Source organism: Chelatococcus sp. KU-N122 (genome assembly GCF_055391085.1).
On record NZ_AP043981.1, the window covers coordinates 6,230,934 to 6,242,848 of the forward strand.

Consider the following 11,915-nt stretch of genomic DNA (forward strand, 5'->3'; position numbering starts at 1 on the left):
TCTGGTCGAGCCCACGCCCACGTGGAAAGATCGTACGCGAGCGCTCATCTTATCCCCACCAACCCAGGGACGTCAGAACGTAACAGACCATGCGCGCCGAGATCGATACGTTGGCCGAATCCGCCAAGCAGTCCATTGGACTGCTGAGGAGGCATCTTTGACTGGGACGTTGCCACGAAACGTCTCGCCGAGCTCAATGCTCTCTCCGAAAACCCCGACCTCTGGAACAATGCGGACGAGGCGCAGAAGGTCATGCGCGAGCGCACTGACCTGGAGGAGCGTGTCGGTGCCATCCGGCGCATGGAGCAGGATCTCACCGACTCCGTCGACCTGATCGAACTCGGCGAGGCCGAGGGTGACGCAGGGGTGGTGGCCGAGGGCGAGGAGGCGATCCGCGCGATCAACACGGAGGCCGGCCGTCGCCAGGTCGAGACGCTGCTCTCGGGCGAGGCGGACCAGAACGACACCTATCTCGAAGTCCATTCGGGGGCCGGCGGCACCGAGAGCCAGGACTGGGCCCAGATGCTTATGCGCATGTACACGCGCTGGGCGGAGCGCAAGGGCTTCAAGGTCGAGGTGATGGAGTATTCGGCGGGCGAAGAGGCGGGGATTAAGGGCGCCACGCTGCTGATCAAGGGCCACAACGCCTACGGCTGGCTCAAGACGGAATCGGGCGTGCACCGTCTGGTGCGGATCTCGCCGTTCGATTCCAATGCGCGACGTCACACGAGCTTTGCGTCGGCCTGGGTCTACCCGGTCGTCGATGACCGGATCCAGATCGACGTGAAGGAGTCCGATTGCCGGATCGACACCTTCCGGTCGTCCGGGGCAGGCGGCCAGCACGTCAACACCACCGATTCGGCGGTACGCATCACGCACCTGCCGACCGGAATCGTGGTCGCCTGTCAGCAGGAGCGGTCACAGCACAAGAACCGGGCCACCGCCTGGAACATGCTGCGCGCCCGCCTCTACGAGCTCGAGCTGCAGAAGCGGGAGGAGAAGGCCAACGCGGAGGCGGCCTCGAAGACCGATATCGGCTGGGGCCACCAGCTCCGCTCCTACGTGCTGCAGCCCTACCAGCTGGTGAAGGACCTGCGCACCGGCGTGCAGTCGACAAGCCCGCAGGACGTGCTGGACGGCGACCTCGATCCGTTCCTCGAGGCGGCCTTGGCCCATCGGGTCTACGGCGGCGATGTCGAGGTGGAGGACATCGACTAGAGCGCTATCCGACCGGGTGGAACCACCCGGTCGGAAAGAAGCGCTCTAGATTCAAAGAGTTGAAGCACATCCTTCGCGATTGGGTGAAGTCGCCCGATCGCGGGGTGCTTTCGCCGCGACGGCGGCCGTCAAAGGCCTTCGGCCGCTGCGAGCACATCCTCGGCGTGGCCCGGCACCTTCACCTTGCGCCAGACGCGAGCGATCTTGCCGTCGCGATCGATCAGGAACGTCGATCGCTCCACGCCCATGAACTTGCGGCCGTACATGCTCTTCTCGACCCACACGCCATAGGCCGTGACGACGTCCTTGGTCTCGTCGGCGCCCAGCGCGAAGCCGAGCTCGTACTTGGCCTTGAACTTGTCGTGGCTGCGGGCGCTGTCGGGCGACACGCCGACGATGACCGTCTCGGCTTTCTCGAAATCAGCTCGCAAACGATTGAAAGCCATCGCTTCTTGGGTGCAGCCGCTGGTGTCGTCCTTTGGATAGAAGTAGACTGCGACCTTGCGGCCCTTCAGGCCTGACAGCCTGATCGTGCCACCGCCATCGGTCGGAAGGTCGAAATCGGGAGCCTGCTGGCCAGCCGTCAGCGACATGGTCGCCTTCCTTTCGTCGGATTGTCCGTGCTCAAACGCCGCCATCTCACAGCTTGTCGCATCTGCACGCCAGCAAGCAGCAAGATGCTCGGCGGGAAAAGGCACGTTTTGATTAGCGTGCATCCCGCACGCCGCATAACTGGGTAAATGGTCGCCACTCGCCTGCCTCGGGCGCGCCTGCGGTTGCGCCGCAAGGTCTTCAAGGGCGTCTATGCGCCCCTTCATGCTGCCGTGGCCTCGGTGCACGGCGGTGGCGGGCCCCTGTGCCACGGCGAGCCGGCCGACGCGCACGTCGGCGGCCACGAGGTCGCCGAGGGCAGTCCGCACCATCTGTCGACCGGGCCTGTGCGGCGCCACCGGCGGCGGCGGAGGCTGCGGGCGGCGACGTACTTCGCGGCGGCCGTCGTCGGCATCGCGCTGCTGCTGGTCAGCGGCTTGGCGATTCGCATGTTGATGGGCCCCGTCGTCCTGGAGGGCCTGTCAGGCCGCGTCGCGGAGGCCATGGCGCAGCGGCTCGGACCGTCGTGGAAGGTCACGGTGGGAACGGCGGCGATCGAGCACGCCGGTCTCAATCCGGCGCTGCGGGTCGAGAACGTCGAGATCCGCAACCCGGAGGGCCACCGCGCGCTCAAGGCGCCGAGCGCCACCGTGTCGGTCGACCCCTGGGGGCTGGTGTTCGGACGGTTCGTGCCCCGCTCGGTGTCCTTCATCGGACTGGACCTGCGGCTGGCGATGACGGCCGACGGCACCTTGGCATTCCGGGTCGGTGCCGACAGCGACACGCTGCAAGCGCCGCCGGACAGCGCCGGGACGGAGGTCCCGAGCGGGGAAGCCGGCGTGCCGGCCGCCCCCGTCGGGCTCACCCGGGCGATCGCGCGGGCTGCCGCATCCGCGGTCGATCTCCTGACCGCAAGCGAGGGCGTCTTCGGCGGCCTCGACCGGGCCAGCATCGAGGACGCCCGCCTCACGCTGCTCGGTCCGGACGGCCGGGTCCGCTACCAGTTCGGCGAAGCGTCGCTCAGCTTCGACAAGCCCAAGGACAGCCTGCGCAATTTCAAGTTCGGACTGACCGGCAGCTCGGGCCGCTGGCTGCTGGACGGCACCGTCGCCGGCCGCGCCGGGGCGGCCCGTATCGCCTCGCTCACCTTCAGCAACGTCCCCGTGTCGGACCTGCTGGTGCTGGGCGCCGAGAAGAAGGCGGTTACCACCGACATGCCGCTGACCGGCACCGTACGGGCGGCCGTCGATACGGCGGGCCTGCTCGCCGCCTTCGACGTGACGATGAACGGCAGCCGCGCCGTCATCCACACCGACGACCCCGACATGCCCGAGTTCACCATGGACGAGGTCAGGCTTGCTACGTCCTACGATCCGGCGACCTCGGCGATCCTCATCAATCGTCTCTACGCAACTTGGGACGGCTCCCACGTCGAGGCGTCCGGCCGGCTGGAGTCGGCCGAGGCTCCTGTGCCCTGGCGGCTCAGGCTAGAATCGACCGATGCGTTCGCCGCGGCGCCGACGCCGCGCGATGAGCCGGTCAAGCTGCAGAAAGTGACGCTTCAGGCCTCGGGCGCCCCCGGGGGCGGGGTGCTGCTGGAGAAGGGCGAGGTGTTGGCGGAGAGGGGCCATGCGCTCATCTCCGGCGAACTGGGGACCGAGGCCGCCAGCCGTGGCGTGCGCGTGGCCATCTCCGGCGAGCACACCGACATCAGGGCGGCCTTCGCCATCTGGCCGGCGTTCGCGGCGCGCCCGGTCCGCGATTTCATGACCGACAACCTGCGTGCCGCAATGGTGGACCGGTTCAGCGTCGCCGTCGACATGACCGACACCGATATCATCGAAGCGCGCGCCCGACGGCCCTTGCCGGAGCGAGCGGTGCAGACGGAAATCGTCCTGTCGGCCGCCGAATACAGCCTCGGCGACAAGCTGCCGATGATTCGCGGGGCGGCGAGCGCGACGGTTACCGCCCGCACCGCCAAGGTCGACATCCGCAATGCGGAGCTGGTGCCGGCGCGCGGCCGCCCGGTTGCGCTGCCCTCAGGCACCATAACGATCGCCGATACGGCCAAGCCGATGCCGCTCGCCAACGCCAGCGTCAGGTTGACCGGCAGCCTCGATGCGATCATCGGCCTGTGCACCGAATCCGGCATGGCCCAGGTGCAGGTCGATCCCAGCACGATCCGCGGCAGCGCCGACATCAAGGTCGCCCTGACGGTCCCCGTGGCCAAGGTCATCCCGCTCCAGCAGGTCCAGGCCACGGCGACGGGGACGGTCACCGGCCTCACCGTGGAGCGGGTGATCGGCAAGGACAGGCTGGAGGGAGGCAACTTCACCGTCGTGCTCGACCGGAGCGCCTTCGCGATGCGCGGCGATGGCCAGCTCGCAGGGCTGCCGGTCGACATCGACGTCCGCCAGCCGCTGCAGCAGGGCGTCGTGGGTGAAGCGACCATTACGACCACCCTGGACGAAGCGGCGCGGACCAAGCTCGGTCTGTCCATGGGGCGGCAGATCACCGGCCCGATCGGCGCCAAGGTCGTCGCGCCGCTGACCCGAACGGAAGGCCGCGGCGCGCGCGTCGATCTCGACTTCACCAAGGTGAAGCTCGACAATATGCTGCCGGGCTGGTCGAAGCCCGTCGGCAAGCCCGGCCGGGTGACGTTCCAGCTCGAGGACGGACCAGGCGATTCGCACATTCTGGACGACTTCACCTTCGACGCCGGCGGCGTCAGCGCCAGAGGTTCGATCGAGATCAACCGCGACAACGGCGTTGAGCGGGCCAAGCTGTCCTCGTTCAAGCTGTCGCCTGCGGATGACATGCGCGTCGACGTGGATCGCTCGGGTCAAGTCCTCAAGGTGACGGTTCGCGGCACCGTGATCGATGCGCGGCCCTTCCTCAAGCAGCTCTTCGGCGGTGAGACGGGCGCCGGGAATGCCGCGCGAGCCACAGCCAGGGACAGCAAGGGCAGCGAGGACATCGAGCTGGACCTGAGCTCACCCATCTTGGCGGGCTTCAACGGCGAGTCGCTCACCAACGCGACCCTAAAGCTCTCCAAGCGCGGGCATGATGTGCGGCAGCTCAACCTGAACGGGCGCTTTGGAAAATCCCCGGCCTCGGTGCAGTTGGCGCCCCGCGACAAAGGCACCGGCGCGCTGGTGGTGCAGACCCGGGATGCCGGCGCCTTGCTGCGCTATGCCGATCTCTACAAGCGCATGACCGGCGGCACGCTGAGCCTGCAGGTGGCGCTCGGCGACGGTCGCCAGAGCGGCACGGTCGCCATCGGTGATTTCGCGCTGCGCAACGAGCCGGCGCTCCGCCGCATCGTATCGGCGCAGCCCAGCGACGCGGCGCGGATCGATGCCGACGACGTGGCGTTCACTGGCCTGCGCGCGAGCTTCACGCGGACGGCGGCGCTGATCGATCTGCGCGACGGCATCATCTGGGGCCCGCAGGTCGGCATCAAGCTGGATGGGTCGGTCGACTTCGGCCGCGACAGGGCCGATCTGATCGGCACATTCATTCCTGCCTATGCGCTGAACAACGTGTTCTCGCGCATACCGTTGGTCGGGCCGATCCTGGGCGGCGGCAGCAACGAGGGCGTGTTCGCCGTGAGCTTCCGCATCACCGGCCCGGCGAGCGGCCCGACGCTCACCGTCAACCCGCTCACGGCCGTCGCGCCGGGAATCTTCAGAAAGTTCCTGGAGGTGTTCACGCCGGACGGCTCGATCCGGCAACAGAGCCCTCCGGCGCAGAGCTTGGGCGACCGCTGAGACAAGCCCGAGAGCCGCCCTCGTCCGATCGGGCGCTGCCACCCGATCGGACAACGCGGTCGCCGCGGGTGCTACTTGAACTTGAGCAGGACGTGCTTCTTGCGGCCGAGCGACAGCTTGATCACGCCCTCCACCGTCCTGTCCTTGGTGCCGAGCACGGCCCGCTCGTCGGTCACGGTGATATCGTTGACCTTCAGCCCACCGCCCTTGATCAGCCGGCGCGCCTCGCTGTTGGAGGCGACGAGCCCGACCGCGCGGGTGGCGATGAGCACCCCCAGACCGTTCTCCAGATCGCGGACGGGCAGCGACACGGTCGGCAGGTTCTCGGCCAGTGCTCCTTCCTCGAAGGTACGGCGTGCGGTCTCGGCCGCTTCGGCGGCCATCTCGCGCCCGTGCAGCAGGGTGGTCGCTTCCGTGGCCAGCACCTTCTTGGCCTCGTTGAGCTCGCTGCCGGCGAGGGCGGCGAGGCGGGCGATCTCGGGCAGCGGCAGGGTGGTGAAGAGCTTGAGAAAGCGCTCGACGTCGTCGTCTTCGGTGTTGCGCCAGAACTGCCAGTATTCGTAGGGACTCAGCATCTCGTCCTTGAGCCAGACGGCGCCCGCCGCGGTCTTGCCCATCTTCGCCCCCGACGCGGTGGTGATCAGGGGGCAGGTGAGCGCGTAGAGCTGCGGGGTGCCCATGCGGCGGCCCAGATCGATGCCGTTGATGATGTTGCCCCACTGGTCCGAGCCGCCCATCTGCAGCACGCAGCCGTAGCGCTTGTGCAGCTCGACGAAGTCGTAGGCCTGCAGGATCATGTAATTGAACTCGAGGAACGACAGCTCGTGCTCCCGCTCGAGTCGCGTCTTGACGCTGTCGAAGCTGAGCATGCGATTGACCGAGAAGTGCCGGCCCACATCACGCAGGAACTCGATGTAGTTGAGCGGTGCCAACCACTCCGCGTTGTCGGCCATGACGGCAGCCCCCTTCGGCGCGCCGTAGTCGACAAGGCGCGAGAACACCGTGCGCAGGCTCTGCTTGTTGTCCTCGATCTGGGCGAGCGAGAGCATTTTGCGGCTCTCGTCCTTGCCGGAGGGATCACCGACGCGCGTGGTGCCGCCGCCCATCAGCGTGATCGGGCGATGTCCGGTCTGCTGGAGCCAGTACAGCATCATGATCGACATGAGATGGCCGACGTGCAGCGACGGACCGGTGCAATCATACCCCACGTAGGCGGTGAGCTGGCCAGCGCGTGCCTGGGCGTCGAGCCCCGCGACGTCGGAGCACTGGTGGATGAAGCCGCGCTCGGTCAGAACGCGGAGAAAGTCGGATTGGGGCGCATGCATGGATCGCTCGTTGTACTTGCTCTTAATCGACGCCGTGTAACAGCTTTGACCGGTCAGATCACGGAGGATTCACAATGGGCGTGAAGCGGGCTATCGGTCTCATGAGCGGCACGTCGCTCGACGGTATCGACGTCGCCCTGATCGAAACCGACGGCCGCACCATCACCTCGCTCGGGCCGACCGGCTACCGGGCCTACGGTGACGAGGAGCGCGACGTCCTCCGCCAGGCGATCGTCGATGCGGCCCAGCTCGCGACGCGCACCGAGCGGCCGGGCAACCTGTCCCAGGCGGAAGCCCTGATCACTGCGACCCATGCGGAGGCGGTGGAGGCGTTCCTGACCGACCACGGCCTCTCCCGCGACAGCATCGACGTCGTCGGCTTCCACGGCCAGACGGTGCTGCACCGGCCCGAGCTGCGCATCACGGTGCAGCTCGGCGACGGCAACGCCCTGGCGCGTCGGCTGGGGATCCCGGTGGTCTACGACATGCGCGGCGCCGACATGGACGCCGGCGGGCAGGGCGCGCCCATGGTGCCGCCGTTCCACGGCGCGCTTGCCCTGCACGCCGGGCTCGAGCTGCCCATCGCCATCCTGAACCTGGGCGGCGTCGCCAACGTCACCTTCATCGGGGCCGACGGATCGCTGCTCGCCTTCGACACCGGGCCGGGCAACGCGCTGATCGACGATTGGATGCGCGACCGTACCGGCCATCCGCTCGACGACGGAGGCCGCACCGCGGCCCGCGGGCGGCCGGACGAGCCGCTGCTCGCCTGGCTGCTGGTTCATCCGTTCTTCCAGCGTCTGCCGCCCAAGTCGCTCGATCGCAACTGGTTCTCGCATCGCATGGTGGGACACCTGTCGGTCGAGAACGGTGCTGCGACGCTGACGGCGTTCACCGCGCGCTCGGTTGCGCGGGCGCTCGACTTCGCGCCAGAGACGCCGCTGCGCTGGGTCGTGGCCGGGGGCGGCACCAAGAACGGCGAGCTGTTGCGCCTGCTGAGCTATCACCTGCGCGCCGACATGATCACCGCCGACGGGCTCGGCTGGTCGGCAGCCTTCCTGGAGGCGCAGGCCTTCGGCTTCCTGGCGGTGCGGTGCCTGGAGGGGCTGCCGCTGACGTTTCCCACCACGACCGGCGTGAAGGAGCCGACGCTGGGCGGCGTGCTGGCGAGGCCTTGACGCGCGCCGCCCGGGAGCGCGGCCTGGAGCATTTCGCCATTGGATGGAATCATCCCATGGAGCAGAAATGCTCATAACTTTTAAATCAGGAGCGCTTCTTTTGCGATTGGGTGAGTCCACCCGATCGCGAAGCGCTCTAAGCAGAATTTCCGAGCCCGCCCAACGGGCGGGCCCCGAATTTCTGCTTAGGCCGCGCTCTCCGCCGCCACCGGGCCGAGACGCCGGTCGAGGTAGACGTTCACCGTCGCCATCAGGTCGTCGACCTTACCGTCGAAGAAGTGGTTGGCGCCCTCGACGACTGCGTGCTCGATCTGGATGCCCTTCTGGGTCTTGACCTTCTCGATGACGGCGACGACGTCCTTCACCGGCGCGACGCGGTCTTCCGAGCCGTGCACGAACAGGCCGGACGAGGGGCAGGGCGCCAGGAACGAGAAGTCGTAGCGATTCGCCATGGCGGCGATCGAGACGAAGCCCTCGATCTCCGGCCGCCGCATCAACAGCTGCATGCCGATCCAGGCGCCGAACGAAATGCCTGCGATCCAGCAGGTGCGCGCCTCGGGATTGACCGACTGCACCCAATCGAGCGCGGCTGCGGCATCGGACAGTTCGCCGACGCCGTGGTCGAAGGCGCCCTGGCTGCGCCCGACGCCGCGGAAATTGAAGCGCAGCACCGAAAAGCCGCGGTTCACGTAGGCGTAATAGAGGTTATAGACGATCTGGTTGTTCATCGTCCCGCCGAACTGCGGGTGCGGATGAAGGATGACCGCGATGGGTGCACCCTTGCGTTTGGACGGATGGTAGCGTCCCTCGATACGTCCTGCGGGACCGGTGAAAATGACTTCGGGCATCCTGGAGCCTTGCTGGTGCGACGCGCCCACGGACCCGGGCCGGCCTCGAGGGTGCCTTGACTCGGGTCCTGTTCGGACGTCAAATAGGGCTTAGAACCGTTCTAAGCGCATTAAATCGTAGGGTTGACGGGCTCTTGGCCCGCAAGTCGCATGCTGTTTAGCACGGCCAGAGGGGGCAATTGCAAGGTTTGCGTGCGAGCAGGTTGACAGCGCCTATGGCGGACGAGCGCACATATCTGGACTACAACGCGACATCCGTCGTGCGCCCGGCGGTCATCACGGCGATGGCGGAGGCCCTGGCCCGGGGCGGCAACCCATCGTCCGTGCACAGCGAAGGCCGCGCCGCCCGCGCACTGATCGAGACGGCACGCGAGGCGGTGGCGGCCCTGGTCGGCGCACGGCCCCAGGATGTGATCTTCACCAGCGGCGGCACCGAGGCGGCCAACACCCTGCTCGCGCCCGGCGCGTTCGGCCCCGAGCTGGATCGCTTGTTGCTGCTCGCCAGCGAGCATGCCTGCGTGCGCGAAGGGCACGGCTTCGGGCCGGCTGCGCGACATATCCCGGTGGACGCCGACGGGCTCGCCGATCTGGCATGGCTCGATGCCGCGCTGGCGAACGAAGGGCCGGCTCTCGTCGCGCTGCAGGTGGTCAACAACGAGACCGGCGTGATGCAGCCGATCAAGGCCGCGGCCGAGTTCGTGCATGCCCGCGGCGGCCTCGTCGTCACCGATGCGGTGCAGGGCGCCGGCAAGGTCGGGCTCGCCATGGCCGAATTGGGCGCCGACGCGCTGTTCCTGTCGGCTCACAAGCTCGGCGGTCCCCAGGGCGTGGGCGCCATCGTGCTCGCCGGCGACCACGTGCGGCTGGCGCACGGCCTGCTGCGCGGCGGCGGCCAGGAGCGCGGCCATCGGGGCGGCACTCAGAACGTGCCGGGTATCGTGGGCTTAGGCGTCGCCGCAACCGCCGCCGCGGCGGAGCTCGCAGCCGAGCAGCCACGGCTCGCCGCTCTGCGTGGCCAGCTCGAGGACGAGGTCAGGCGCGTCGCGCCTGACGCCGTGATCTTCGGCGAGCGGGCGGACCGCGTGGCCAACACCAGCGCCTTCGCGGTGCCTGGCCTGACGGCGGAAACGCTGTTGATGCACTTCGACAGAGCGGGTATCGCTCTGTCCTCCGGATCGGCGTGCTCGTCCGGCAAGATCAAGCGCTCCCACGTGCTCGAGGCAATGGGCATCGGCAAGGAGCTTGCGGGAGGGGCGCTCAGGGCGAGCCTGGGCTGGCAGTCGAGCGCGGCGGACGTCGTACGCTTCGGCCAGGTCTTCGAAAAGGCGTTGGAAACCTTACATAGACGGGCAGGGGTGCGTCGCGCCGCCTGAGCCCGTGCGTTCGGCGGCGGGCTCAGTGGACCGTCGCCTACCGATACCGATCCACGGCCCTTGAAGCCGTGAGAGGAGGGACGAATGCCTGCTGTGCAGGAAACGGTCGAGCGCGTCAAAGCGATCGACGTCGATCAGTACAAGTACGGTTTCGAGACGATCATCGAGACGGACAAGGCTCCCAAGGGCCTGTCGGAAGAGATCGTCCGCTTCATTTCCGGCAAGAAGGGCGAGCCTGCCTGGATGACCGACTGGCGCCTCGACGCCTATCGGCGCTGGCTGACCATGCGCGAGCCCAAATGGGCGCGGGTCGACTATCCCGCGATCGACTATCAGGACGCCTATTACTATGCGGCGCCCAAGCGGCTCGCCGGGCCCGAGACCATCGACGATGTCGATCCGGAGATCCTCAAGACCTACGAGAAGCTCGGCATTCCGCTGCGCGAGCAGGAGATCCTGGCGGGCGTCAAGACGTCGCGCGTCGCCGTCGACGCCGTGTTCGATTCGGTCTCCGTGGCGACCACGTTCAAGGCGGAGCTGGCCAAGGCCGGCGTCATCTTCTGCCCGATCTCCGAGGCGATCCGCGAGCATCCGGAGCTGGTGAAGAAGTACCTGGGGTCGGTCGTTCCGGTCAGCGACAATTTCTTCGCCACCCTGAACTCGGCGGTGTTCACCGACGGCTCGTTCGTCTACGTGCCGCCGGGCGTGCGCTGCCCGATGGAGCTGTCCACCTATTTCCGCATCAACGAGCGCAACACCGGCCAGTTCGAGCGCACCCTGATCATCGCCGACAAGGGCTCCTACGTCAGCTACCTGGAAGGCTGCACGGCGCCCCAGCGGGACGAGAACCAGCTGCATGCGGCCGTGGTCGAGCTGATCGCGCTCGAGGACGCCGAGATCAAATACTCGACCGTCCAGAACTGGTACCCGGGCGACGCCGAGGGCAGGGGCGGCATCTACAACTTCGTCACCAAGCGCGGCGACTGCCGCGGCGCGCGCGCGAAGATCTCCTGGACGCAGGTGGAAACCGGCTCGGCCATCACCTGGAAATACCCGTCCTGCATCCTGCGCGGCGACGGCAGCAGCGGCGAGTTCTACTCGATCGCCATCTCCAACGGCCGCCAGCAGGTCGACAGCGGCACCAAGATGATCCATCTCGGCAAGAACACGTCGAGCCGCATCATCTCCAAGGGCATCGCCGCCGGCCGCTCGGACAACACCTACCGCGGCCTGGTCTCGGCCCACCGCAAGGCGTCGGGCGCACGCAACTTCACCAATTGCGACTCCCTGCTCATCGGCGATGGCTGCGGGGCCCACACGGTTCCCTACATCGAATCGAAGAACGCCTCGGCGGTCTTCGAGCACGAGGCGACGACGTCGAAGATCTCCGACGACCAGATGTTCTACTGCCTGCAGCGTGGGCTCTCCTCCGAGGAGGCGGTGGCACTGATCGTCAACGGCTTCGTCAAGGACGTGCTGCAGCAGCTGCCTATGGAGTTCGCGGTCGAGGCGCAGAAACTGATCTCGATCTCGCTCGAAGGCAGCGTCGGCTGAGCCATCGGCGGCCGTGCGCCGCCTGCCACCGCGCCATCACAACGACAAACCGTCCCGC

8 protein-coding genes are annotated in these 11,915 nt (G+C 67.5%); 5 read left to right on the forward strand and 3 right to left on the reverse strand.

All coding sequences use genetic code 11. From position 1 onward, the window contains the following. Positions 1-89: 89 nt before the first annotated feature. Positions 90-1,218 (forward strand): peptide chain release factor 2 gene (gene prfB, locus ACZ5PO_RS28320; protein ID WP_464185507.1). Its coding sequence is split into 2 segments (ribosomal slippage): positions 90-158 and positions 160-1,218, totalling 1,128 coding nucleotides; the frame shifts between segments, so codons are not numbered across the junction. 128 nt (positions 1,219-1,346) lie between these two features. Here prfB and ACZ5PO_RS28325 read toward each other — a convergent pair. Next, positions 1,347-1,811 carry a peroxiredoxin gene (locus ACZ5PO_RS28325; RefSeq protein ID WP_464197078.1) on the reverse strand — a complete coding sequence of 155 codons (465 nt, stop codon included), beginning with the start codon at positions 1,809-1,811 and terminating at the stop codon, positions 1,347-1,349. A 183-nt stretch (positions 1,812-1,994) separates the two neighbouring features. Between ACZ5PO_RS28325 and ACZ5PO_RS28330 the strand changes: the two genes are divergently transcribed. Continuing rightward, positions 1,995-5,579: a hypothetical protein gene (locus tag ACZ5PO_RS28330; protein WP_464185509.1), complete on the forward strand. Its 3,585-nt coding sequence runs from the start codon at positions 1,995-1,997 to the stop codon at positions 5,577-5,579. Positions 5,580-5,650: 71 nt separating this feature from the next. Here ACZ5PO_RS28330 and tyrS read toward each other — a convergent pair whose 3' ends face one another. Next, entirely contained in the window at positions 5,651-6,904 is a 1,254-nt protein-coding gene (gene tyrS, locus ACZ5PO_RS28335) for a tyrosine--tRNA ligase (RefSeq protein WP_464185511.1), read from the reverse strand. Positions 6,905-6,978: 74 nt separating this feature from the next. On the opposite strand from tyrS, the gene ACZ5PO_RS28340 reads away from it, so the two are divergent. Then, positions 6,979-8,082, forward strand: a complete 1,104-nt coding sequence (locus ACZ5PO_RS28340) for an anhydro-N-acetylmuramic acid kinase (RefSeq protein WP_464185512.1) — start codon at positions 6,979-6,981, stop codon at positions 8,080-8,082. A gap of 185 nt (positions 8,083-8,267) precedes the next feature. Here the strand turns inward: ACZ5PO_RS28340 and ACZ5PO_RS28345 are convergent, their stop codons facing one another. Further along, positions 8,268-8,930 (reverse strand): alpha/beta hydrolase, encoded by a 663-nt coding sequence (locus ACZ5PO_RS28345; protein WP_464185513.1) that lies wholly within the window; start codon positions 8,928-8,930, stop codon positions 8,268-8,270. A 215-nt stretch (positions 8,931-9,145) separates the two neighbouring features. Between ACZ5PO_RS28345 and ACZ5PO_RS28350 the strand changes: the two genes are divergently transcribed. Continuing rightward, positions 9,146-10,303: a cysteine desulfurase family protein gene (locus ACZ5PO_RS28350; protein ID WP_464185515.1), complete on the forward strand. Its 1,158-nt coding sequence runs from the start codon at positions 9,146-9,148 to the stop codon at positions 10,301-10,303. An 84-nt stretch (positions 10,304-10,387) separates the two neighbouring features. After that, positions 10,388-11,857 carry a Fe-S cluster assembly protein SufB gene (gene sufB / locus ACZ5PO_RS28355; protein WP_464185517.1) on the forward strand — a complete coding sequence of 490 codons (1,470 nt, stop codon included), beginning with the start codon at positions 10,388-10,390 and terminating at the stop codon, positions 11,855-11,857. The last annotated feature ends 58 nt before the right edge of the window (positions 11,858-11,915 follow it).